This is a genomic window from Amycolatopsis sp. TNS106 (genome assembly GCF_019330265.1).
GTDB lineage: Bacteria > Actinomycetota > Actinomycetes > Mycobacteriales > Pseudonocardiaceae > Amycolatopsis > Amycolatopsis lurida.
In genome coordinates, this window is record NZ_CP024972.1 from 2,830,587 (window position 1) to 2,854,611 (window position 24,025).

General features: G+C 68.7%; 24 protein-coding genes. 7 read left to right on the top strand and 17 right to left on the bottom strand.

The window, feature by feature from the left end:
- Positions 1-56: 56 nt before the first annotated feature.
- The gene (locus CVV72_RS12705; RefSeq protein WP_219152631.1) at positions 57-806 is read right to left on the bottom strand and encodes an aminoglycoside adenylyltransferase domain-containing protein; all 750 of its coding nucleotides are present in this window, start codon (positions 804-806) and stop codon (positions 57-59) included.
- A gap of 17 nt (positions 807-823) precedes the next feature.
- The gene (locus tag CVV72_RS12710; RefSeq protein ID WP_219152632.1) at positions 824-1,726 is read right to left on the bottom strand and encodes an NmrA/HSCARG family protein; all 903 of its coding nucleotides are present in this window, start codon (positions 1,724-1,726) and stop codon (positions 824-826) included.
- A gap of 97 nt (positions 1,727-1,823) precedes the next feature.
- On the opposite strand from CVV72_RS12710, the gene CVV72_RS12715 reads away from it, so the two are divergent.
- Positions 1,824-2,381, top strand: a complete 558-nt coding sequence (locus CVV72_RS12715; protein ID WP_219152633.1) for a TetR/AcrR family transcriptional regulator — start codon at positions 1,824-1,826, stop codon at positions 2,379-2,381.
- Positions 2,382-2,429: 48 nt separating this feature from the next.
- Here CVV72_RS12715 and CVV72_RS12720 read toward each other — a convergent pair whose 3' ends face one another.
- On the bottom strand, positions 2,430-6,110 hold the full coding sequence (locus CVV72_RS12720; RefSeq protein WP_255632661.1) for a CARDB domain-containing protein: 3,681 nt from the start codon (positions 6,108-6,110) through the stop codon (positions 2,430-2,432).
- 272 nt (positions 6,111-6,382) lie between these two features.
- Between CVV72_RS12720 and CVV72_RS12725 the strand changes: the two genes are divergently transcribed.
- From CVV72_RS12725 to CVV72_RS41615, 4 genes are all read left to right on the top strand, one after another.
- Positions 6,383-6,727, top strand: coding sequence for a hypothetical protein (locus CVV72_RS12725; RefSeq protein ID WP_219152634.1), 345 nt, complete (start codon positions 6,383-6,385; stop codon positions 6,725-6,727).
- Positions 6,728-7,059: 332 nt separating this feature from the next.
- Complete coding sequence (locus CVV72_RS12730; RefSeq protein ID WP_219152635.1) at positions 7,060-7,713, top strand: trypsin-like serine protease; 654 nt, start codon at positions 7,060-7,062, stop codon at positions 7,711-7,713.
- A 67-nt stretch (positions 7,714-7,780) separates the two neighbouring features.
- Positions 7,781-8,779, top strand: coding sequence for a LuxR C-terminal-related transcriptional regulator (locus CVV72_RS12735; RefSeq protein WP_219152636.1), 999 nt, complete (start codon positions 7,781-7,783; stop codon positions 8,777-8,779).
- 111 nt (positions 8,780-8,890) lie between these two features.
- Positions 8,891-9,022 (top strand): hypothetical protein, encoded by a 132-nt coding sequence (locus CVV72_RS41615; protein WP_255632662.1) that lies wholly within the window; start codon positions 8,891-8,893, stop codon positions 9,020-9,022.
- Here the strand turns inward: CVV72_RS41615 and CVV72_RS12740 are convergent.
- From CVV72_RS12740 to CVV72_RS12750, 3 genes are all read right to left on the bottom strand, one after another.
- The gene (locus CVV72_RS12740) at positions 9,012-9,242 is read right to left on the bottom strand and encodes a hypothetical protein (RefSeq protein ID WP_219152637.1); all 231 of its coding nucleotides are present in this window, start codon (positions 9,240-9,242) and stop codon (positions 9,012-9,014) included. The two genes, CVV72_RS41615 and CVV72_RS12740, sit on opposite strands and share 11 nt — an antisense overlap.
- A gap of 56 nt (positions 9,243-9,298) precedes the next feature.
- Positions 9,299-10,051 (bottom strand): trypsin-like serine protease, encoded by a 753-nt coding sequence (locus CVV72_RS12745; protein ID WP_219152638.1) that lies wholly within the window; start codon positions 10,049-10,051, stop codon positions 9,299-9,301.
- 74 nt (positions 10,052-10,125) lie between these two features.
- Positions 10,126-11,100: a LysR family transcriptional regulator gene (locus CVV72_RS12750; RefSeq protein WP_219152639.1), complete on the bottom strand. Its 975-nt coding sequence runs from the start codon at positions 11,098-11,100 to the stop codon at positions 10,126-10,128.
- Positions 11,101-11,193: 93 nt separating this feature from the next.
- Here CVV72_RS12750 and CVV72_RS12755 point away from each other — a divergent pair, with 93 nt between their 5' ends.
- On the top strand, positions 11,194-12,156 hold the full coding sequence (locus CVV72_RS12755) for a M64 family metallopeptidase (protein WP_219152640.1): 963 nt from the start codon (positions 11,194-11,196) through the stop codon (positions 12,154-12,156).
- 7 nt (positions 12,157-12,163) lie between these two features.
- On the opposite strand, the gene CVV72_RS12760 is transcribed toward CVV72_RS12755, so the two are convergent.
- From CVV72_RS12760 to CVV72_RS41875, 5 genes are all read right to left on the bottom strand, one after another.
- Entirely contained in the window at positions 12,164-12,622 is a 459-nt protein-coding gene (locus tag CVV72_RS12760; protein WP_219152641.1) for an SRPBCC family protein, read from the bottom strand.
- Between the two features lie 59 nt (positions 12,623-12,681).
- On the bottom strand, positions 12,682-13,572 hold the full coding sequence (locus CVV72_RS12765; RefSeq protein WP_219152642.1) for an AraC family transcriptional regulator: 891 nt from the start codon (positions 13,570-13,572) through the stop codon (positions 12,682-12,684).
- A gap of 10 nt (positions 13,573-13,582) precedes the next feature.
- Positions 13,583-14,638, bottom strand: coding sequence for an LLM class flavin-dependent oxidoreductase (locus CVV72_RS12770; RefSeq protein ID WP_219152643.1), 1,056 nt, complete (start codon positions 14,636-14,638; stop codon positions 13,583-13,585).
- 70 nt (positions 14,639-14,708) lie between these two features.
- The gene (locus CVV72_RS12775; protein ID WP_219152644.1) at positions 14,709-15,320 is read right to left on the bottom strand and encodes a precorrin-3B C(17)-methyltransferase; all 612 of its coding nucleotides are present in this window, start codon (positions 15,318-15,320) and stop codon (positions 14,709-14,711) included.
- Positions 15,321-15,338: 18 nt separating this feature from the next.
- Positions 15,339-16,343: a YbhB/YbcL family Raf kinase inhibitor-like protein gene (locus CVV72_RS41875; protein ID WP_219152645.1), complete on the bottom strand. Its 1,005-nt coding sequence runs from the start codon at positions 16,341-16,343 to the stop codon at positions 15,339-15,341.
- Between the two features lie 55 nt (positions 16,344-16,398).
- On the opposite strand from CVV72_RS41875, the gene CVV72_RS12785 reads away from it, so the two are divergent.
- On the top strand, positions 16,399-17,052 hold the full coding sequence (locus CVV72_RS12785) for a GntR family transcriptional regulator (protein WP_255632663.1): 654 nt from the start codon (positions 16,399-16,401) through the stop codon (positions 17,050-17,052).
- Between the two features lie 6 nt (positions 17,053-17,058).
- Here CVV72_RS12785 and CVV72_RS12790 read toward each other — a convergent pair whose 3' ends face one another.
- The 6 genes from CVV72_RS12790 to CVV72_RS12815 all read right to left on the bottom strand — a co-directional run bounded on the left by CVV72_RS12790 (position 17,059) and on the right by CVV72_RS12815 (position 23,852).
- Positions 17,059-17,940, bottom strand: coding sequence for a hypothetical protein (locus tag CVV72_RS12790; protein ID WP_219152646.1), 882 nt, complete (start codon positions 17,938-17,940; stop codon positions 17,059-17,061).
- Positions 17,941-17,953: 13 nt separating this feature from the next.
- Positions 17,954-19,249 (bottom strand): choice-of-anchor B family protein, encoded by a 1,296-nt coding sequence (locus tag CVV72_RS12795; protein ID WP_219152647.1) that lies wholly within the window; start codon positions 19,247-19,249, stop codon positions 17,954-17,956.
- An 85-nt stretch (positions 19,250-19,334) separates the two neighbouring features.
- Positions 19,335-20,498 carry an epoxide hydrolase family protein gene (locus CVV72_RS12800; protein ID WP_219152648.1) on the bottom strand — a complete coding sequence of 388 codons (1,164 nt, stop codon included), beginning with the start codon at positions 20,496-20,498 and terminating at the stop codon, positions 19,335-19,337.
- A 134-nt stretch (positions 20,499-20,632) separates the two neighbouring features.
- Positions 20,633-20,968 (bottom strand): hypothetical protein, encoded by a 336-nt coding sequence (locus tag CVV72_RS12805; RefSeq protein WP_219152649.1) that lies wholly within the window; start codon positions 20,966-20,968, stop codon positions 20,633-20,635.
- A 292-nt stretch (positions 20,969-21,260) separates the two neighbouring features.
- On the bottom strand, positions 21,261-22,514 hold the full coding sequence (locus CVV72_RS12810) for an HNH endonuclease signature motif containing protein (protein WP_219152650.1): 1,254 nt from the start codon (positions 22,512-22,514) through the stop codon (positions 21,261-21,263).
- 432 nt (positions 22,515-22,946) lie between these two features.
- On the bottom strand, positions 22,947-23,852 hold the full coding sequence (locus tag CVV72_RS12815) for an Lrp/AsnC family transcriptional regulator (protein WP_219152651.1): 906 nt from the start codon (positions 23,850-23,852) through the stop codon (positions 22,947-22,949).
- Positions 23,853-24,025: the final 173 nt, after the last annotated feature.

The following is a 24,025-nucleotide window of genomic DNA, read 5'->3' on the forward strand; positions in this document are numbered from 1 at the left end:
GCGCCGCACTAAGCGGAGCACTGTTCCACAAACATACGGAGCACCGTTCCGCTTTGTCAAACTCCCTTCGCCCGGTCCGCGAGCGCACGCGCGAGCGAGGCCACCTCGGCCGAAAGTCCGGTCCAGTCATCGGAAGCATTACCGAGGTAGCCCGCTCGCGCCCGCTGGAGCAGCGCGCGGCCGTCGCCGTCGAGCGTCGGCGCGACGGCCGCCGCCGCGGCGTCCTTCGAGACGATCCCGCCCGTCTCGACGGTCACGACGATGCGCGCGAGCGTGAGCAGGACGTTGCGTTCGTCGCCTTCGATCTCGGCCATCAGACCGGGAATGACGCCGAGCGCCGCGTGACGGAGCGGCTCCCGCGGCACCGGATCGAGCAGGTCGGCGAGCGCGGGGCCGCGCAGAACGCGATGCGCCGCATGGGCGGTGGCCACGAGGATCACGACGTCGGGATCCTCCACTGGCCAGGGAAGACGACCTCGCACGAAGGCCTCCCGAAGCCATTCGCCGTACTGGAAATCACGGCGCGACGGCTTGTCCCCGGCGACGATCCCCGTCAGTTCGATCGGACGGCGATCCGCCGCGTCCGGGAATCGGGCGGCGTGGCCACGCCAACCCGAAAGCCGCACCAGCAGGGACACCAGCCCGGCGCGTTCCGATGCGCCGAGCGAGCGGCGGGTGACCAGCAGCAGATCGACGTCGCTGTCCGGTTTCAGCCCACCCGCCGCGGCGGAACCGTAGAGGTACAACCCGAGGACGCCGCCGGGATCCTCCCGGTCGAGATGGTCCAGCAGAGGCTCGATGCGCATGCCTCAACGATCACGCACTACGCAAGATATTTCCGCGCCCAGTCGGCGAATCCGGTGAGCGGGAGGCCGAGTTCCCGCGCGTATTCCGGACGTCCGGGCTGGCCGACCACGTTCAGCCACTCGTGCGAGGCACCCATCGGCGGCATCCCGGCGGCGACCGCCTGCTCGACGGTCATGTCCGGTGCCGCCAGCGGGGTGCCCAGCACGCCGGAGAGGACCTCGGCGATCTCCGCCATGGTCAGGAAGTCGCTCGCCAGCTCCAGTTCGACCCCGGTGAACCGCTCCGGTTCGGCGATGACCGCGGCGGCCGCGGTGCCGATGTCGTCGACGGCGGCCAGTGACAGTGACGTCGACGGCTTGATGACGCTCACCAGACCGCCGTCCACCCCGCGCGGGAAGAGGAACTTCATGTCGGGCAGGAAGTTCTCCATGAAGAAACCCGGCTTCAGCAGGGTCCACTGAGGAAATCCGGCTTCGCGGAGACGGTCTTGGATCGCGGCTTTGGCACCCAGCGTGGGTTCCATCACCGCCCAGCGCCCTTCGGCCCATCCGTCCGCCTCGATGTGCTGGCCGGCCCCCGAAACGGAGGTGTGCACGAATTGCGGCACCCCGGCCGCCATGGCGCCCTCGATGAGGTTGACGCCTTGGGTCACCTCGCCGGCGTAGTCGAATCCGTCGGCGTTCATGCCCGGCATCTGCACCGAGAAGACGGCGCGGGCGCCCTTGGCCGCCCGGATCACGGAATCGATGTCGTGGAGATCGCCGACGACGAGTTCGGCGCCGAGCGCTTCGACGGCTTTCGCCCTCGCCGGGTCGCGTACCAGCGCGCGGACGGGAACACCGGCCGCGAGCAGAGCACGAGCGGTCGCACCGCCCTGCCTGCCGGTGGCGCCGGTGACCAAAACGGGTGATGGGGACATGGAGGCTCCTTCGGTCGACTAAGTGGCGGGGCCCGCCACTTATCGTCCGCTACAATATGGCGGGGCCCGCCACTTACGCAAACTCCGAGGTGAAGACATGTCCGACGGCCGGCGCGCCGACGCGCGGCGCAACTACGCGCGCATCCTCGCGGTCGCCGAGGAGGAGGTCGCGGCCCACGGCTCCGGCGCCTCCCTGGAGCAGATCGCGCGGACCGCCAACGTCGGCTCGGCGACCGTCCGGCGCCACTTCCCCACCCGGCGGGCGCTGCTGGAGGCGGTCTCCGCGAACCGGATCGCGGCGTTGTGCGCCCGCGCCGTCGAACTGACCGGCGAGGACGACAGCCGGAAAGCGCTCTTGACCTGGCTCGACGAGGTCGTCGCCTATTGCGTCTCCGCCCGCGGCCTGGCGGCCGCGCTCGCCTACGACGGTCCCCTGGAGCACGAGAACTCCTGTTCCGCCGCCATCGAGGAAGCCGGGGATCCGCTCGTGCGGCGGGCCGCACGGGACGGCGTGGTGTCTCGGGACGTCACGGTCGCCGACCTGATCACCCTGATCGTCGGCATCGTCTTGGCCACCGAGCACTACCCGGATCCCGCCGTGCAGGCGGACCGCCTGTTCCGGTTGGCCGTCGCGGGTCTGAGCCCCCAGGCGTGAACCAGGGCCGGAGCGGTCTCCCGTTCCGGCCCCTGAATCACTTACGGCTTACCGCGTACGGCGGCCCGGCGAGATCACCGCCGGCACCGGCCCGCCGTTGATCACGAACTGCGACCCCGGCTCCCGGACGATGTCGCCGTTCGCGGAATTCGTGATCGTCACGTTCGTCAAGGTCGCGCTGCCGCGGGCGCCGCTCATCGCGAGGATGCCGGCGCCGTTGTTCGACTTGTCGATCTTGACATTCGTCAGGGCCGCGGTCACGACGCCGCCACCCGTCTTGAACTGGACACCGTCGTAGGTCGAATCGTGGATCTCCGTGTCCCGCAGGACCACCCCGGGAATGTCCTTGCCCTGCGCGAAGAACGTGATCGCGCCGAACTCCTGCTGCTCGCCCCAGAACACGCCGCCGCAGCGGTACAGGGCGTTGTTCGCGATGAGCGTCTCCCCGGAGAACGGCAGCGGATCGTGATCCGTCGCCAGCATGATGCCCGGGTAGTTCATCGTGTCGTGGACGACGTTGTTCTCGATCTTGTTGCCGTAGCCGCCGTAGATCGCGATCCCGTTGGCACGCCACGGGAGCTGGATCGTGTTGTGGGCGAACACGTTGTCGTGCGCGATGTCCTTCGACGGATCCTTCACGTACTGGTTCGCCCACACCGCGAGCGAATCGTCACCGGTGGTGCGGAACGACGAGTTGACCACCTTCGAGTGCCGGGTGCCGTTGGTGAAGTTGATGCCGTCGGCGTAGGTGTTCCGGATCCGCATGCCGCTGAACTCGAGTCCGTCTCCGGGGCCCCAGAGCGCAGGCAGGTTGCTGTAGTCCCGGCCGACCCACACGCCGACGTTGGCGTGCTCGATCCACACGTTGGAGATCTTCGTGCCGGTACCGAAGCGGCCGTTGAGACCGACACCGCCTTCCGCTCCGCCGTCGCCGCCGCGGATCCGGCCGGAACCGAAGATGGCGATATCGGAGATCTGCGTGTTCTTGTCGATGTCGAACCCGAAATTGCCCTCGTGCGGATGGTTGATGCCGCCCGCGTTCTGCGGCTCGATCTGCGAGTACAGCTGCGAATGCCACATGCCGGCACCGCGGATCGTCACGTTGGAGATGCCGATCTGGTTGTACTGGCCGCCGCCGTTGGGCACGTTCGGATCGTCGGTCAGGATCTTCTTCTCCTGCCGCCACTGCCCCGCCGGGATCCAGACGCAGCCGATCACGCCGTTCTGGTCGTCGGTCACCGCGCGCTGGATCGCCGCCGAGTCGTCGTTCCCGTCGTTCGGCACGGCGCCGTAGTCCGTGATCGACACGCAGTTCGCGGGCTTCTCCGACGCGGGAGCGACCTGTTCCAGATCGATGAGGTCGACGATGTAGAACGCCGCGTTGTCACCGCTGTCCCGCTGCAGCTTGAACTTCGTGCCCGGCGGATACGACCGCGACAGCAGCGCGTGCGACTCGTCGAACAGCCGTCGCGCGTTGGCCTGCGGGGTGTTGGTCAGGCCTTCGGGATCGTCGGTGCTGCCGTAGAGCCAGCTGTGTTTCGACGACAGCGTCAGCTTCTGCGCGAAAGTCCCGTTGACGTACAGGCTGAGCGTCGCGTCTTGCCCACCGCCTCCGGGAGCGTCGGGGATGGAGTTGCGCACGACGATCGAGTTCGCCTGGTTCGCCGACGTGAACTCCACGTACTGGCCCTGATTCGCCAGCCGCACGGATTTGCGGCCCGAGGATTCGGTCGCGAAGTTCGTGTGGCCGAAGGTGCGAAGCGGGTCGGCTTCCAGCAGTTGTCCTTGGTACTGCGCGGCTTCCGCCTCGTATTCGACGTACGGGACCGCCGCGCCGCGGCCCACGACGATGGCCCGCGAGAGGCTGTTGTTGGACTCGTTGGTCTCCGGCACCGTGCCGTTCGCGTCGGCCGTCGCAGTGAGGGTCGCCCCACCGTCGACGGCGGTCCACGTGCCCGAGATCGCGACGTTCGCGGTGGCGCCCGCCTCGATCGCCCCGGTGGTGCCGGTCAGCGTGGTGCCGCCGACCGCCAACCGGGTCACCGAAGCGCCCGCGCCGCTCGTGCCGCGGTTGTGCACCGCGACGGTGAAGGACACCGCCGAACCGGCCGCCGGATTGGGCGGGTTCGAGGTGATGCCGGTGACCTCGAGGTCGGGCCCCGGCGACTGGGCGATCACCAGCGGCGTCGGCGAGGTGTGGGTGTTGTTCGTTTCGTCCTGCTCGGCCACCTTGCCCGCCGGGTCGGCGGTGGCGGCCACGGTGTACGTGCCCTGCGGGCGCGTTCCCGCGTCGACGGTGACCGTGGCGGACTCGCCGGCGGCGAGTGCCCCGACCGCCGCGTCACCGGCGACGGTGCCGCCGAGGCTGACGTTCACGGTGGTGGCGGCCGCGTTCGCGGTGCCGGTGTTCTTCACCGTCGCCGACACGGCGAGCCTGCTGGTCTCCGTCGGATTCGACGGCGTCCAGGTCGTGCCGGTGACGACGAGGTCCGGGTTCGGCGCGGGAGTGCCGATCACCTGGAATTCCGCGACCTGACCGCCAGGGGCACCGGAGTTGGCGAAGAACTGCAGGCGTACCTCCGCAGCGCGTCCGCTGACCGGGATGACCACCGAATTCCGGTTGGTGGCCGGGTCGAAGCGGTGGTCGGCTCGCGGCGACAGCGCGGTGAACGCGGAGGTCCCCTGCGGACGACCGAGTACCTCGAAATTCTGTGTCCGCGCGCCCCAGATCGCGTCCGGGTCGAGCTTCACCACGACCGAATCGACGTCCGCGTCGACCCCGAGCTTCACCGTCAGCGCGTTCGGATAGCCCGCGGCGGATTCCCAGTACGTGGCGGTGTTGTTGTCGTTGGCGTTGGCCGCGACAAACGCATGGACCGTGGACGTGGCCTCGATCGGCTTGCCCGCAGCCAGGTTCGCGCCCGCGCTCGTCCCGGAGCGCACGACGTGGTCGCTGTCGCCGGATTCGTTGCCCGCCGCGTCCTTGGCGCGCACGAAGTACTCGACCCGGGTCCCCGTGGGCCTGGACTCGGTGAACGTGGTGCCGGTGATCGTGGCGACCGGCGTCCCGTCGCGATGGACGGTGTAGCCGGTGACGCCGACGTTGTCCGCCGAGGGTGACCATGTCAACCGGATCTGGCCGGCGGCGGGTTCGGTCAGCGCGAGATTCGCCGGCGCGCTCGGCGCCTGCGTGTCGCCGGTGTCCGGCCCGTACAGCTCGAATTCCGCGAGTTGCGCGGCGGGCCACCGCGAGTTCGCGGTGACCTGCAGCCGCACGTAGCGGGCCGACGCGGTCATCGGGATGGTGACGGTGTTGGTACCGGAAGCGAACGCGTAGCCGGCCGGCACGGCGAGGTCGGTGAACGCCGTGCCGTCGGTGCTTCCGCGCACGGCCAGCGTCTGCGTGCGGGATTCCCAGCCCGCGGGCAGTTTCAGCACGATCCGCGAGAGGGATTTCACCGTGCCGAGGTCGGCCTGGATCCACTGCGGGAACGCGTTGTTGGCGGATTCCCAGTAGCTCTCCTGATTCCCGTCGACGGCGTTCGCGACGGGATAACCGGGCAGCGCGCTGCTCGCCGACACCGTGCGGGTCAACGGCACTTCGGCGAGCGCGGCCGGAACGGGGTCGGGAGGTGGTCCGCTCGCGGCGGAAGCGAGGGAGAGTCCGGCGACGGAAAGCCCCGAGACCAGGAGACCGGCGATGAGCCGGGACAGGCGCATACGTGTCATGGCGTCTTCTCTTCTTTGAGACGGCGGGGAGGGAGCCACAGCCGTACGAGCATGCAACAACCAGGAGACAAAACGCAAGAAATTGACATGTTTCCGAAATTTTTCGACTGCCGCCGGTGAACGTTCGACCTGGCACCACTTGCGCTTACGCACGTTCGCTCAGTTTCAGCACTTTTGTTTCGTGCGAACGAATACGAGATCTCGTATTCCATGAATACGGAGTACAGCTGTACACTGAATTCCAGAGCTAGCCGCGTGGAGGTCGATCCCTGATGAACGTGACGAAAACCCTGAGGTCCGCACTCACCGGGACGACGAACGAGTCGAGGTCCGCGGTCCGGGAGCTGCGCCGGGAGACCGAAGACCTCGTGGCACGCCGCGCGGGCCGGACGGCGAACCGGCTGACCGAACTGGGCGAGCGGCTCGCCGATCTCGTCCTGGTCTCCGGCAGCAGGCTCGCGGGCCTCGCCGAGCGGCACAACATGCCCGCGGGCGAAGGAGTGCGCCGGGAGGCGGGCCGGATCGGCGAGTCGGTCGAGCGGCTGTCCGCCACGCTGTCGGAGCGGACGATCCTGCTCGCCGAGGAACTGCTCGACGCCAGGCCCCGGCGCCGATGACCGCGGGATAGCTCGCACATTCACACCTTCCGAAGTACGTGAAGGCCCCCTTCATTGCGTCTAGCGCAGTGAAGGGGGCCTTCACGTACTTCACAGGGACTCCCCCGTGACACATCGGTGCCATCGGCACTCTCGTGCCGAAAGCGCAGGTCCGGTGCCGCCCGGCGCGGTCTTCTCCCGTCTTTAGTCGCTATCTACCGCCGTATCCGCCTACCTAGCATGGGAAACCGATTTCGGATCCGGCCGGGCGATCCCTGGCGATCCGTCACGGCCGCAAAACGGGTGACCCGTCGATTTCCTTTTCCCCGATTTCCCTGCATTGGAAGGCACCCATGCGCATCCGAGGTCTCCTCGCCGCCCTGCTGTGCGCGGCCGGGCTCGCGACGGCCGCGCCCGCCGCCGTCGCGGCCCCCATCATCGACGGTGAATACGCCCAGTCCGGCCCGTGGGCCGCCATGATCGAACAGAACGGCAGCCAGTGGTGCTCCGGTTCGATCATCAGCGCCCGCTGGGTGCTCACGGCCGAGCACTGCGTCGACGAACCCGGCGCCGATTACTCCGTCCGGGTGGGCGACGTCGATCATCGGGCCGGAACGTACGCCGTGGTGACGGGCATCTACACGCCCTCCAGCGGCGCCGACATCGCGCTGCTGAGGCTCGACCGTTCGGTGAGCACGACGTACGCGTCCCTCGGCACTTCGGTCGCCGTCGGCGACACCGAACACGTTTACGGCTGGGGCTACAACGAAGACGGTGACCTGCAGCGCTACCTGAAGGTCGCCCGGATGACGGTGACCAGTGGCGGAAGCGGACTGATCAAGGCCCGCCGCGGCGACGGGCTGACCAACGGCGGCGACTCGGGCGGTCCGGTCTTCGTCGGCGGCAAGCAGGTCGGCGTGCACATCGCCGGCAACAAGGTGGACACCTCGACGCACACCAGCATCTCGGCGAACCGCACCTGGATCCGCGACACCTCGGGCGTCTAGGTTTCCGCGAACCGGTCCGGGAGCGGTGGCGCCACCGCTCCCGGACCGCTGAGAAGGCAGGTGGAAAGTGGGATCGACGGCTTCTCCGGATGGGCTCGGCTCACAGCTGGCCAGACTGGGTCTCGGCGAGACCGCCGCCCGGATCTACCGGCGGATGCTCGAAAGCGCGCCCGTCACCGCCGACGAGCTGGCCTGGCGGGAGGACGACGCGGAGACCGTCCAGCTGGCGCTGAAGGAGCTGGCCGATGCCGGGCTCGCGGTGTCGTCCGGAGTGGACAGCACCGAATACCTCCCGGCGAATCCCAGCGAAGCGCTCACCGCGCTGACCACGCGACGGCAGGCCGAACTGCACGACGCGCGGCTCGCGGTCCAGACCGCGTACCGTGCCTTCCGCCGGGCGCATTCGGGGATGCCGAACGCGCAGGACCTGCTCGAAGTGGTCACCGGCGACGCCATCATCCCGCGGCTTCAGCACCTCGCGACCACGGTGCGGCATCAGGTGCGCCGCCTCGACTCCCCGCCCTACTTCACCGGCGGCCGCCGGAATCTCCTGGAGGAGGACCAACTACGGCGCGGGATCACCTACCGTTGTGTCTACAGTGGAGCTTCGCTCGGCGATCCCGGCTATCTCGCCGCGAACATCCTGCCGTGCCTGCGCGCCGGCGAACAGGCCCGCCTCCTGCCCGAGCTCCCGGTGAAACTCACGCTGTTCGACGACCGTGCCGCGACCATCGCGCTGACCATCCGCGAGGCCGATCGCAACCAGTCCATCGTCATCGTGCGCCCGTGCAGCCTTTTCTCCGCGCTGGAGGGACTGTTCGAAACCTCCTGGGCGGCCGCGCTTCCGCTCGACCGGTATGGACGGACCTCCGGGCAGCCGATCCGGCCGGCCGAACGGGAACTGCTGCTCCTGCTCGCCGCCGGGCGCAAGGACGACGAGATCGCCGCCGAACTCGGCGTCAGCAGGCGAACCCTGTTCCGCTATCTCGAAAACCTGATGGATCGCGCGGGTGTTTCCAGCCGGTTCCAGCTGGGGATCTTCGCCGCGCACAACGACTGGCTCTGAGCACCCCCGCATTCGATCCGCTGAGTGCGGGGGTACTCACCCGGACGGGGTCACCCAGGTGGCGGCGAAGGCGCCGAGAGCGGATGGTGATCTTGGAAGGAGGGCGGAATCATGGGGAATCACCGACACCACACCGGCACCGCGTCGCTCCGGATCGCCGCCGCCGGCCTGCGGGTGGTCGCGGTCGTCGCCGCGGTCGCGGCCTGCGCCTGGCTCGCGCTCTGGCTCGCGTTCACTCTCTGAGTCCCGCCGGCCCCGGCTGGGCTTCCGGCGGGCTCTCGGGTTCCGGAACCGGGTGGTCCGGTCCCGGATCGGGGACCCGTTCGGGCACCCCGGGATCCGGGACCGGCTCCGGCCTGCCCGGGTCCGGGACCGGTTCGGGAATCCCGGGGTCGGGTACGCCGGGGTCCGGCGGCATGGGATTCGGCGGCGCCGGAGGCGCGGTCATTCGAACACTCGTCATCGCATTGACCTCCTGCTCACGCCACTACCCTGTCCGTCACCAGACGAAACGACCGGTTAGCCCGTCCGGGTGGCGATCCAGTCCGCGATAACGTCCGCGCGCGAGGTCGTCTCGATCCCGGCGTGCGGGCAGTCCGGCCCGGTGGCCTCCAGCGAGACCAAGGTGCCGCTCTTGCCTTCAGGGACGAAGTACGGCGCGCCGGAGTCGTACGTGCAGGCACTGGTCGTGATCGAGGGTGCCGCGCCGCGGACACCGATCGTCGCCGGGGCCACCGTCGCCACCTGCACCGTGCCTTGCTGCATGCGGGTGGCCGGAGCGGGGTTCTTGGCGGTCAGGCTGCCCCAGCCCGCCAACGTCAGCTGCTGGCCGATCTTGGGGAGCACCCGGTTCACCGTCAGCGGGGTCACCGTCGTCACCGGAGTGTCCAGCTTGATGAGCGCGACGTCATTTTCCTTCGCCTGCAGCACTTCGGTCGCCTTGCGGGCCACGCCTGATTCGATCGCCTCGTCGACGAGGCCCAACGTCACCAAGGTCGGGTACGGTACCTTGCCCTCGACACGCTTGCGGTGCGCGTCGTGGAAGCAGTGTCCGGTGGTGACGACCCAGCCGGGCGCGACCAGCGCACCCGTGCAGTAACTGCTGTAGGTCGAGCCGTCCGGGCGGGGGATCTTCGTCATCGCGATCTTCGCGACGAACCCGAACTGCCCTGGTGGGACATCGGTGCCGTGGGCGACGTCCGGCGCGGCGAACGCGGCCGGAGCGGTGGGGATGGTCAGGACAGCAGCGGCCAGCAGGGCGCGCAGACGCAATTTCTTACCCTTCGTCGATGAGGTGATCCGAGGCTAAGACCCCTGCGCGACAAGGGGAATTACCTGACCAGGTGTCACCCGATGGCACGCCGCCCACCGACCGGTTCACCGCGACGGGCGAGCCAGTGACGATAGGGATGGCTGCTTTCGGTGTCGGACCGGTAGGCCGCCTCGGCCGCGGCGATCAAAACGTCGCTGTCCGCGCCGAAGGCTCCTTCCGTGCTCCAAACGATCAGGTACCGCATCCACAGCGGATCCCCGGCGAGAGGCCGGATCGCTATCCCGGGAGAGGCGGGAAAGGTGACTTGGCACGGGGAAAGCGCCCGGCCGGCGGCGATCAGGCGTTGCAGGGGCCGCAACTCGGTGCTCCGGTGCGCGACCAGCGGCCGGAATCCCGCCCGGGCGCAGGCTTCCTCGAAGCACTCCGGCCAGCCGGCACCGTCGGACGGCCCGAGCACCCACCGCTCCGCGGCCAGGTCGGCGAGGTCGATCTCGGCGCGGCGGGCGGCCGGATGGTCCGCGGCGATCGCCACGAACACCGGTTGCGTGGCCAGGGGACGCGACGCCACCCCGGGGGCCGACGGCAGCCTGTGCCCGGGATAGTCGGCGACCACGGCGGCGTCGAGTTGCCCGCCTGCCACGAGATCCAGCAACCGCAACGGCGAGAACTCTGTGGTCACCGAAACCGCTTGCCCCCGGCCGGAATCACCGAGCCGGTCCGCCAGCTCGACGACCATCGAACCGCCGATCCCACCCAGCGCGACCGGGCGCTTCTCGCCTTCCGCCAGGAAACGCGCCGCGTCCCGGTGCATCGTGTCCGCCGCGGCGAGGACGGCGCGGGCACGGACGAGCACGCATTCACCGAACGCCGTCGGGAAGACCCCGTCCCGGCCTCGGACGAACAAGGTTCCCCCGAACGCGCGCTCGATCCGCTGCACGGCGGCGGTCAACGCGGGCTGAGTGCTCCCGAGCCCGATCGCCGCGCGCGTGATGCTGCCGGCGTCGGCGACGGCGCACACCACGCGAAGGTGACGTAACTCGACGTCCATCACGCGGACCTTATGGCCACTTGGGATGTGCCGGAAGCCGTCGAAAGTCGGGATCGTTTTTCGTACTCCCCCTCGTCCCCGCAAGGAGTACGCATGCGACGCGCCTGCCTGATGGTCGCGCTGACCGCCACCCTCGTCGCCGGGCTCGTTCCCGCGACGGCGTCGGCGGCGCCCGGATTCACGACGTCGATGGAGGCCTTCGAACCAGGAGGGACCATCACCCGGGTGAACGTCACCCGGCCCGCTTCGGACCGAACCGCCGCGCCGCGGCAGTACGCGAGCGCCGCCGCGGTGACCCCGATCGAAACCAACGGCCCCAGCGAGACCACCTTCGACCTGGTCTTCGTCGGTGACGGCTACACCTCGACGCAGCTGGGCACCTACTCGCAGCACGTCCGCAACAGCGTCGCGGCGCTGTTCGCCATCGAGCCGTACAAGAGCCACCGCAAGCAGTTCAACCTCTGGCAGGTCGACGTGGTGTCACCGCAGTCCGGCATCACCAACGACCCGACCCAGGGGATACGGCGCAACACCGCGCTGGGCTCCTACTTCTGGTGCGGCGGCATCGAACGGCTGTTGTGCGTCAACGAAACCAAGGCGAACCAGTACGCCGCGGCCGCGCCGGACGTCGATCAGGTCATCATGCTGGCGAACACGACGAAGTACGGCGGCGCCGGCGGCGGGGTCGCGACCTCCTCGGGCGGCAACATCCAGGCCAGCCAGATCGTCGCCCACGAACTCGGTCACTCCATCGGCGGGCTCGCCGACGAATACGACTACGGCACCTGCGACACGCGCGAACCCCGGGAGCCCAACGCTTCCGCGCTCACGGCGCAGCAGATGAAGGATCGCCGGGCCAAGTGGTACGCCTGGCTCGGCAAGCCCTCCCCCGACGGCGGCACGGTCGGTGTCTTCGAGGGTTCCCGCTACTGCAAGACCGGGATGTACCGCCCCAGCGTGAACTCACTCATGCGCACCCTCGGGCAGCCCTTCAACCCGCCGAGCACCGAAGCGATGATCGCGGGCTTCCACCGCGAAGCCGCCCATCGGCACTGATTCCTCGTCATGGCCTCCGGACCGGGCTCCCGGCGTGATCGGCGAGCCCGGTCGCCATGTCCCGCATGAAGCGGCGAAGGTACCAACGGAAGATCCACGCGTTGCCCTTGCCGACGCGATACGTTCCGTGCCAGCGGATCCGGGTTCCGCCGCCGGGTGTCTCACACAGATCGACCGAAGCCTGGTAGTCGAGCATGACCGGGACGTCCACGCCCTCGTAGGCGAACCGCCGTTCGGGGTCGAGGGCGGTGATCCGCTCCTTGGTGACCGTCTTGCCGGTGCGGAAGGCACGCACCGCACCGACACCGTCGCGTCCGTCGGCGGAAAGTCCTTGCGACGCGGCGACTTCCAGGGAGCCCACCCGTGACCAGACCGGCCAGCTGCGGGCGTCCAGCAACAGTGCCCACACCGCGGTGGGTGGCGCCGTCGATTCGGCGGTGACGTCGTACGACTGCGTTCCACTCATAAGGCTCACCCTAGGAACGGGCGGGCGGCGTCACCATGCGCCGGATTGCGCGGCAGCGATCAGGAATTGCGGTACTCCGACGGGCGCGACCCGGTGTGCTTCAGGAAAGCGGCCGACAAGGCGCCGGGAGTGGCGAATCCGCATCTGCCCGCGATGGCGGCGATCGGGAGATCCGTGTCGCGCAGCAGCCTTCGCGCTTCCTCCATCCGTAGCCCGCCGAGAAAACGGTGCGGGGTCTGGCCGGTCTTCTCCTTGAAGACCCGGATGAAGTGGTAGACGCTCAAATGCACTTCCCCGGCGATTTCGGCGACGGTGAGCGGTTCGGACAGCCGGTCGCGCATCATCGTCACCGCGGCGCGAACCCGTTGGTCCTCCCGTCCCGCGTTCGGCGGCTCCGGTTTCCGCGCGTGGCGGGTGAGCAGGTGCACGGCGAGGAAGGCGGCCGCGGATTCGGCGTAGAGATCGTCCTGCTCCCCGGCGTTCCCGACCGCCCGGACCAGCTCGTCGAGCAGCGGGTCTCCCCCGGCCACGGACGCGGACATCGCCTCGTGGTCCACCGCGCGGCCGCCCAGCCGCGCGGCCACCGAGTCCACCGTGGTGCCCGGGATGTGCACCTGCAGGCTTCGCATCGTTTCGTCACCGCGGTAACGACGCTGCAGCGGCATGCCGGGAACGGCGAGCTCGAGCCGTCCCGGCCCCCACTGGTGCCGGTTCCACCGGCCTTCGCCGCGGGTCTCCATCACCGCCCGCCCCGCGAGCGGCAGGACCAGATGCAGATCGGCGACGCCGGGCAGCCGCATGTCCTCGGCGACGGGAACGTGGTCGAATCGCTGGACGAGCAGCGACTCCCAGCCGGAATCCTCCCAGCTGCAATACGTCCGCCGGACATAGCGGGACATGTCGAAACCAGTGTACGGCTGAAGGTCGAATCGCTCGGAGTCGAACACCACGCCTTCGAGGCTAGCCGAGCAACTCCTTCACGCGGGGGACGACCTGCTCGCCGTAAAGCCGGATCGAGTTCAGGCGCTGCTCGTGCGGAAGGGCGCCGACGCTGTACTTGAGCTGGAATCGCGACAGGCCGAGGGTCCGCACCGCCCACGCGATCTTCCGCGCGACGGTTTCCGGAGACCCGACGAAGAGCGCACCGCGCGGTCCCGCCATGGCGTCGTAATCGGCCCGGGACATCGGGCCCCAGCCTCGTTCGGCACCGATCTTGGCGAAGGCGGCCTGGTGATGCGAGAAGTGCTGGGCGACGGCGAGTTCGTCGGTCTCGGCGACGTGGCCGGGGCTGTGCATCGAGATCGGCAGCTCCTGGTGCCCGGCCTCCTTCACCGCGCGGCGGTAGAGGTCCGCGAGCGGGGTGAACCGCTCCGGCGAGCCGCCGATCACCGCCATCACCAGCGGCAGGCCGTACGCGGCCGCGCGGACCACCGACTGCGGCGTGCCGCCGACCCCGACCCACGCGGGCAGACTGCCCGATTCGGTGACCGGGTAGGCCTGCGCGCCTTCCAGCGCGGGGCGGACGGTCCCGGACCAGTCGACCGGCTTCTCCCCCTGCAGATGCGTGAACAGGTCGAGCTTCTCGGCGAAGAGCGCTTCGTAGTCCTCCAGCGAGTACCCGAACAGCGGGAACGACTCGGTGAACGAGCCCCGGCCGAGCGTGACCTCGGAGCGCCCCCGGGAAACGGCGTCGAGCGTGGCGAACCGCTCGTACACACGCACCGGGTCGTCCGAGCTGAGTACCGTGACCGCGGTACCCAGCCGGATCCGCTCGGTCCGCCCCGCGATCGCGGCCAGCACGACGTCCGGCGAGGACACCGCCATCTCGGCGCGATGGTGCTCGCCGACGCCGAAGTAGTCCACGCCCACCTGGTCGGCGAGGACGCCCTCGGCCACGACCTGGCGGATGGCTTCGGCTTGGCTCACCGGCTGGCCGTCGGCGCCGTTCTCGACGTCGCCGAACGTGTCCAGGCCGAAGGTCGGCGCCTGCGGGGTGCCCAGGATCTCGTAACCCATGTCCAACTCCTCAAGTAGTTGAACGCTCAAACGTCGGGTCGCGTGATCGTATTCCGCGTCGGTCCCTGACTCAGGCGCCGGCGATGTCCCGCGCCAGCCGGCGGGCGTCGTCCATGGTGAACTTGCCGGTGATCTGGGTTTCCCCGCCGGTGATGGCGGACTGGATCATCGGCGCGGTCAGCACCCGGCTCTTCAGCACCATCGCGACCTGCTTGCCGACGTTCGCCGCGGTCCAGTCGCCCCACGTCCGCGCGCCCGCGTCGGTGAAGCTGAGCCCGACGAGCGGGCCACCCGACCGCGAATCGAGCAGAGCGTTCACCCGGCTGAGGTCGGCCCCGGTGAGGAAGGCCGGGCCGAGCAGGTATTTGGTGCCCTGCACGCGGTCACAGCTGACCAGCGGGAGTGCCGGATCGTCACGGCCGTCCAGCGGATCCGCTCCCGCAGAGCAGTCCAGTGCCGCCGCGGCGGCCTGCTGTTCGGCGGGGTCCGTGCTCTGCCGGTTCGTCGCCGCGCCGGTCGCCGGGCCGGGCGGGAACTCCGTCAGGACCGGGCGGAACCTCAGCCGCGATCCGTCCTTGATCGCGAAACTGTCGCCTTCGGGTTCGGCTTGGCCGGAAACCCCGCCCTGGCATCCGGTGACACCGAGCAGGACGAGGGCCAGCGCCACGAGGATGTTCCGCACGCGGGCATTCTGCCTTGTTCAGTCCCCGCGCGGGGGCGAATCGCCTCGACGCCGCACGGTCCGCTCGAGAATCCCGAGCGTGGCCTTGAGCGCCGACTCCGGAACCACGGGGAACGTGATGCGCTCCTTCCACTCCTCGCCGACCTCCGACCAGTCGTAATACGACGTCACGAGTGTGCCGCCCTCGGCGGGCTTCAGCTGGTAGCCGTAAATGTGCCGGGCATGCGGCCGGACCCGGCCTTCGACGGTCCAGGCGATCTCCTCGTCCGGAACGAGGGTGGTGATGACGACCTCGACGTCGTACTTGCCCAAGGGCACGTCCCCGAGCGCCTCCCGGTCCATGTGCACCACGAACCGGTCACCCGCCTGCTCGACCGGCTCGCCTTCCGCGGCGAGGAGCATTCCCGACGCGTCGATGTCGACATGACCCTCCGGGTCGCTCAAGACGGCGAAGATCGCGTCAGCGGGAGCCGGAATGAGCCGGGAGACCTCGATGCGTTCGGGGCCAGGGGTTTCCGCCGTGGCGACCAGGACAGCGCGACCGAGTACGTGCTGGGTGATGGTGAAGCCGAGGAACGCCGGCGTGCACTCGGCCGGGACGCCGAGCGACTCGACGTCGAGGGCGTGCACCACGACGAAGTAGCGGTGCACGCCGTGCCCAGCAGGCGGCGCCGCACCGAGGAAGCGGGTCAGGCGGGCGTCATTGGGCAGCTGAAAGGCGCCTTCGGGTAGCCCGGAGCCACTGTCGTCGCCGGCGCCTTCCGGCAACTCCGTGACCGCGGCCGGGATGTCAGCGACCGCCCAGTGCCAGAAACCGGAGCCGGTCGGGGCGTCGGGGTCGTAGACGGTGACGGCGTAGCTCTTCGTGCCGCGCGGGGCGCCGCTCCAGCTCAGTTGTGGCGAGACGTCCTTGCCGGCCAGCTGATCGGGTGACCAGGCGGCGCCGTCGGCGACAGAAGCGCTGGTGACGGCGAAAGAGGCCACCTCAGGCAGCCGGGCGAAGGGATCATTGACGGTGGTCATGAATCGACTCTAACACAGATAATCGATTATCTCTGGCTTCGTCTATACTTCGCGGATGGCTTCACCGGACAAGCAGATGCTCTCCGAGCAGGTGTACAACCGCCTGCGGGACGCGATCATGCGCGGCGACCACACCCCCGGCGCCCCGCTCAAACCGCAGGACCTCGCCAAGGAACACGGCGTGAGCCTGGCGGTCGTCCGCGAAGCCCTCGTGCGCGTGGTCGGCGACGGCCTCGCCGACCGGCTCCCCAACCGCGGGTTCGCCGTCCCGGCCTTCTCCGACCGCCGCTGGCAGGAGATCACGGAGGCCCGCCGGACGATCGAACCGCTCGTGCTGCGCCTCTCCGTGGAGCGCGGCGACCTCGAGTGGGAGGCCCGCGTTCGCGCCGCCCATCACCGGTTGAGCCGGACACCGCCGTTCGATGAAGACGAGCACCTCAGCGGCGCGTGGTCCGAAGCCCACCGCGTCTTCCACCGGAGCCTGCTGGACGGCTGCGGAAACCCGGTCCTGCTGGAGACCTTCGACCGGATGTGGACCGCGAGCGAACTCGCCCGCCGCTGGGCCGCGCAGCGCTCCCCCGGCCGCGACCATCTCGCCGAACATCGCCTGCTGGAGGAGACCGCGCTGGCCCGCGACGCCGACGCGGCGGCCGAGGCACTGACCCGGCATCTCACCCTGACCGCGGAGGCACTGACCGAGAAGCCGTAGGTCCGGTCAGCCCACCGCGACCGTGATGGCCGCCGTGTGCACCCGCCCGCCATGGGAGAATTCGAGGAACAGCCGGTACTCCCCGCGTTCCGAGAACAGCGAGTGGAAGGTCAGCTCGCCGTCGACGAGCGCCGCACCGAGCGGCTGCACCGGATGCAGATGCGTGGCCGACAACAGCATGGTGTGGAATCCGGTCATATGGCCGTTGGCGCCCAGGTGCGGGTCGACCGCGGTGACGAGCGCGCCGTAGAGGCCGCGGATGGCGAAGCGGAGGACCTGCGCGCGCATCGCCGGGATCCGGGTCTCCCCGTCCACCCTCGTCACGCGGTATCCCGTCGACGTCATGGTGTCGCCCGCCGGAGCGGGCACCGGAACGAAGGTGGTGTCGCCCGGAACGGTGAACGGGACACCGAGCACCACCGGATGCTTCGGATCCTTGGTGTCGAGCGGGACGAACTCGGCGAACATCCGGTAGGCGCCGCCATCGGTCAGCGCGAGGCTCGTGTGCCAGGTGTCGCCGTCCAGCGTCGGGTGCACATGCTGGAAGACGTTCATGTCGTCGCGCACGGCGAAGAAGTGCAGCTGTTTGGTCTGGTTGTCCAGGAACCGGGTGACCGGACGCCCGTCGGGCCCGAGGATCCGGAACGCGACCGGCACCTCGGGACCCCGGGCGGCCGGCGTGGTCACCCGCTCGAACCGGTACCCGCTTTCCGCCTCCGACAGCCCGTCGCTGTGCGCGGCGGGAAGCAGATCCGCCGTCACGACGGGCTGTCGGTGAGCGGAGTGCGCGGAACCGGGTGTCGGCCGGAGCGCGACGAACACCGCGGCCACGCCGATCACCAGTGCCAGCGCGAGGAACAACCAATCCGTGAAGCGGGGCTTGCGCACGCCTGCCCTCCGGTCACTTGGCGCCGAGGTTCGGCTTCACCACGACCAGGCCCTGTTCGATGCCGTTGACGATGACGATGCCGCTGGCGAAGTACGGGTAGTTGCTCCACGCGCCGTTGAAGCTCGCCGCGTTGCCCGCCGGGTAGATGTCGAAATAGCCGGCCTCGGACAACCGTGCCGAAGCGACGCCGCTGACATCGAGGATGCGGAGACCGGCCTGGTAGTTCGCCTGGTAGGAGTACTGGCCCTTGATGTACTGGTTGTGGTCGATCGCGGTGGCGGGCGAACTGTAGACACCGGTGTGCACGGGGGCGGACAGCTTGGCCAGGTCCCAGATGTAGGTCTTGGTGCGCTTGTCGGTGCCGCGCGACTCGTCCAGTTCGTCATCGAGCAGGAAGTAGCGCTGGTCGCCGGTCAGCCAGCCCTGGTGCGAGTACTGCGCGCCCGAGTAGCCCTTGCGCGAGATCTGGACCGGCCTGGCCTTGTCGGTGACGTCGACGATGGTGAGCGTGTCCTCGTTGGCGTTGAAGCAGATTTCCCGGCCACTGTAGGCAGTGTCCGGCCCGCGGTAGACGACGCACTGCGTGTCGTGGGTGTAGCCGTCCTGCGACACGCAGCCCACCTTGGCCGGCGCCTTCGGGTTCTGGATGTTGACGATATGCGGTCCGCCGCTGCACGTGTTGGAGCCGATCGCGTAGGCGAAACCGGTCTCCTCGTTGATCGCGATGTTGTGCGCAGGGCCGAATTCCCGGTACAGCGCGTCGGCGGTGAAGGTCTGCGGTGTGGTGACGGTGCGGAGCCTGGTCAGGTCGAACACCTGCATCCCGTGCCCGGTGATGAAGTCGGCCACGATGAACGCGTGGTTCTTGTACACCTTCATGTCCCGCCACGAGCTGCTGCCGCCGTTGGAGGGCAGGTTGCCGAGGAACTTGGGCGAGGTCGGGACGCTCAGGTCGACGAACGCGGTGCCGTTGGTCCGCCCGACGACGGCGTACTCCTTGCCGGACGACGGGTCGGTCCAGCCCCAGATGTCGTTGCCGTTCCCGCCGCCGAGCCCGGACAGCGGAAGCACGCTGAGCAGGTCGACGTTCTTGCACGGGTATTTGTCGGCCATGCCGTTGACGCACGGGACACCCGCGGCGGTGCCGGTGACGGCGTGCCGTTCCGCCGGAACATGGTCGGCTAGGAAGGTCCGGGCCGCGGCCTGTCCCTCCGCCGTCTCGGGATCGTGCGCGGACGCCGCGGTCATCGAAAACACCAATGCGGAGGCCGTCACCACGGCCAGCCCCATCATGCGCACGAGTTTCATAGAGGTGCTCCTCACCGGGTTTCGGTCGGCTTCCGACGTTAAGAGCACCCGCTTCCCGATGTATCCCGCCGAACGTCGGGGGTTTTTAACCGTTTACCGGCAGATCCCGAAATGTCTCCCGGATTTCGGACACCAGCAGGTCCGGCCGCTCCAGTCCCGGGAAGTGCCCGCCGCGGTCGAGTTCGGTCCACCGGTGCAGGTTCCGGTAGCGGCGCTCCGCCCAGCGTCGCGCGGTCGGCCACGGGTCGGCGGGGAAGAGCGACACGGCGGTGGGCACGGTCACCGGCCGCGCGTTCTCCTCCTGCGCGCTGCGCGGCACCCACCGCATCGCCTCCCAGTACCAGCGAGCGCTCGAAGCACCGGTGCCGGTCAGCCAGTACAGCGCGATGGTGTCGACCTGCTCCGCCAAGCTCACCCCGCCGCCGTACTCCGGCCTGTCGTCGGCGTAGGCGGCGAACTTCTCCCCGAGCCAGGCGGCGAGCCCCGACGGCGAATCGAGCAGGGAGTAACCGAGCGTCTGCGGGCGCGTGCCCATGAGCATCCCGAAGCCGTAGCCGTCGGACAGGTGCAGATCACGCCGATCCAGCATGCGCCGTTCGGATGCGCTCGGTGCCACCCGGTCCTCCCGCAACGGCGACGCCGACGGCATCGTCAGGTGCAGGCCCGCGACCCGGTCGGGCGCATGGAGTGCCAGTTCCGTGCTGACCACGGCACCCCAATCCCCGCCGTGGGCCCCGAACCGCCGGTACCCGAGCGCGGTCATCAGACCGGCCCACCCCCGGGCGGTCCGGCCAGGATGCCAGCCGCGCTCACTGGGCCGTTCACTGAAGCCGAACCCCGGCAACGAAGGCACGACCACGTCGAAGGCGTCGCTCGCGGAACCGCCGTGGGCCACCGGATCGCTGAGCGGCCGGATCACCTTTTCGAATTCGAGGATCGAACCCGGCCAGCCGTGGGTCAAGATCAGCGGGAGTGCCGTGCGCTCGGGCGAACGGACATGCCAGAACCCGATGTCCAGACCGTCGATCCGGGTCCGGTAGTGCGGAAGGGTGTTCCACCGGATCTCCCGTGCCCGCCAGTCGTGTTCCCGCCACGCCCGGAGCAACGCCGTCAACCGGGCCAGCTCGATTCCCTGGGTGGCGTCGGAAACCGTCTCGGCTTCGGGAAGGCGTACCCGGGCCAGGCGAGCGTGGAGATCGGCCAGCTCGCGATCGGGGACATGGATGGTGAACGGTTCGATTTCAGGCACGGCGCCGAAACTACGGGCGGGTCACGAGGTTTCCCATGCGCGGAATTGACGTGCGGCGGTCAGGGATTGCGCACTTGCGGCTACCGCATCAGGGGCCTTCGACCGCCGGGAACATCACGCCACGCGATCCCGGTTCAGGTCCGCTTGCGGCTCGCGATCTCATCTGAGAGCCGCCGCATCTGGGCGGGGTCCCGGGCAAGGGCGACGTAGCGGTCCATGACGGCAGGCCGGTAGCGCACGGGCAACGTCCGTCCTGGGGCGAGCCGGGTGAGCTCGGTGATCGTGAGGTCTTCGTCCGCGATACCGCGGAACGAGATACCGCCGGCGGTTTCCACGTCGAGCATCAGGACCATGCGTGGACTTCCGTCGCCGCCGACCTCCCGCCAGTCGACGAGAACGCCGAGCGATTCCCGACTCAGGTCGGGCCTGAGCTGCGCCATCAGATCGTCGAGCTTCTTCGAACCGAACATCACACCAGGTGCCGGAATCTCGGCTCGGAGCTTGCCCCGTTCCGCATGGGGCGCCGTCTGCGGTCTGCCGGACGAGCCAGTGCGCACGCCGCCCCGGCGGCTTCCGAGAATCGCACCGTTGCGCGGACATCGTGGGCGCGGTGCTGACCATCGGCCTGATCCTGTCGCGTCCTGTGGCCGGGCCGGGGTGGTGCCGCGGTCTGTGCGGGGCGGCGGTCACTCACGACCCTCGCGACCGAGTGGAGGCATGCCGAGGGGCCCGTCGCCGGTATGGCCGACGGGCACCTCGGGTTCAGACGTGATGCAGGGTGTTGCGCCGGGGTTGTCGGAGCGGATCCCGGTATTGGGGTGGGATGAACTCCGGTAACCCATCGGCGGCCATGCGGACTTCCCAGTCACCGTGATGAATCAACCGATGATGGAACCCGCACAGCAGCACGAGGTTGCGGAGGTCGGTGGGTCCGCCGTCTGCCCAGTGCACGATGTGGTGGGCGTGGCAGTTCTTGGGTTTCCGGTGACAGCCAGGGAAGGCGCAGCCCCCGTCGCGGATGTTCAACGCCCGACGCTGACCCGGTGTCACGAACCGTCTGAGCCGTCCCACATCCAAGGGTTCGCCCGCGGCGCTCAGCACGACGGGCAGCATCAGGCAGTCGCAGGCCGTGAGGCGGGCTTCCCTTGCGGTCATCGTCCCGACGAAATCCAGGCACGCGGTCCCCAGACCCGACTTCAGTTCGTCGAGTCCGATGGTGACGTGGACGAGGGTGCGGTAGCCGCTGGTGCCGGGCTGGTCCGGGCACGCGATCGCCAGATCGAGAATATCGACCCACGCATCACCCATCCGCTCGCACTTCATCCGCAGATCCGCCTGCCCGAACTCGTCGACGGGGCGGGGTTGCGCGTACGCCTCCAGGGCGGCAGCCGTGCGGGCCCCGGTCTCGTCATCCAGAAGCCCGGTCAGCTTCCAGAACCCGTCCTTACGGCGCTCCAGCGTGATCTCCCGGCGCGGCTCCTTCGGCTCCGGATCCTTGGGCTCCTTGCCGTCAGGGTCCAGCAAGCCCAGCAGGTTCGCCTCGGCCCTGGCCAGCTGCCGCGGACCCACACTCGGCGCAAGACCGGCGAGAACCTTCTCCGCGTTCGCCCGATCCTCCACCGAGATCTCGGCCGGGAGTCTCTTCACGATCTCCAGAATCTGATCGATCCGCTCATCCCCGACCAAGCCCTCCGCCGCGACAGCGGCGGTGGCGGGCAGCGCGGCCGGAACCTCAGTGCCATCCAAGGCGCGGGTCGGGTTCAGCGCGATGGCCCGCTTCACCACGGCACCCGCTTCACCGACCGACAGCCCCGCGATATCGGCGAACCAGTTCGCCGTGCGGCCATACCCGTACAAGTCTTTGACACCCCGAGACTCGATCTCCGCCAAATACCGCCCCAAACCGGCGGTAGCCATCCGAATCACCTGCAAGGACTGCTGCACGCCATGGGCAAGTTCCAGCTTGCCAGCACGCCACAACTCCTGCGGCAACTCGGGAAGGAAAGTCTCGGACACACCCCAATAATACCGCAATCCATCGAACAGGTGTTCGTAATTTTAGGTAACCGATAATTGGCGCGTTTACCACTGACGGGTGATCTGACTACGACCCGTCTTGCGCCCCATGCAACCGAAGCACGACACCGTTCAAGGCCAGAACACCCAGGACCCAACCCCGAAGAACACACGCGCCAAGTAAACGCCTACTTCCAACCCTTAGCCCACAGTCGACAACGACCACTCGCGCCACCCCTTAACGATACGGAGACAGAACAAATGTCCCCAATCCTTAAGCAACCACCAAAACGCGCGAACAACACCGAAGAGCGATCCGACTACAACACTTCTCGCATCCCATACAACCAAAGCACGACACCGTCCAAGCCCAGAACACCCAAGACCCAACCACGAAAAACACACGCGCGAGTAAACACATACTTCCAACCCTCAACGCCGCGCGAGTTCATCCGCGGTCGGCAACGGCCACTCGTACCGCTCCTTGGCGATGCGGAGGTGGACCCACGTGTCCGCCGTCACGACGTCGGGCCTGCCGCTGATCTCTTCGAGCGCCCTGTCGAGGGCGCGGGCGGACTGTGCCGCGATGGTGGCGACGACGTCGAACCGGCCGATGGTCCTGGCCAGGAACTCGGTGTCGTCGCGCGCGGCGAGCGCCGCCGTCACGGAATCCCCGGCGCCCCGCACGTTCAGGCCGATCCCGCAGACCAGCCCGGCGTCCGGGCGTGCGCGGCTGAGCACCGGCGCGATCCGGATGACGTCGTGCTCCACGAGGAAGCGCACGCGGGTGCGGGTGGCCGACGGCGAAAGCCCGACGTGCTCGGCGATGCTCGCGTAACTTTCCCTGCCATCGGCCTGCAACCTCAGCATGATCGCGAGGTCGCGGTCGTCGAGCCGCAGCCAGGGCGGCAGCGGCCGCCCTGGCATGAACAGGCCTTTCACCACGTCCACGTAGACGAGCGTGTTGACCCGCTCCACCTCCGGCAGGCCACGGATGTCCGCCACCGTGCGGTACAGCTCCGGGGAATCGGGCAACCGCAACTCGGCGACGGTCTGGTACTCCCCGCTCACCGCGGAGACGAACGCCGCGGCGGGCAACGCCGCGATGGCGTCCGTCGTCGCCTGCGAACGGCCCGACGTGCGGATCGCGAGATGCGCGTAGGCGGTCAGGCCGAGAAACTCGGGATGGACCGCCGCGACCACGCTGAGTGAACCGTCGGCCTTCAGCTGCTCCAGCCGCGCCGACACCGCCGCCCGCGAAGCGCCGACACGCTTGGCCAGGTCGGCGACGCTGATCCGGCCGTCCGCGCGCAAAGCCGCGACCAACGCGTCGTCCACGGCGGTTCTCCTCTGCTGAATTTCCGACGGCGCGCAGCAGCATATCACCGGCCAACCACCGCGATGGACAGCTGAGATTGCGCGTTTTGTCCAAGAGCACACACATATCGGCTGTGAACACCGTCCGTACACGACCGATCTGATTGCGCTCCCGGTTTTCGTCGCTTACCTTC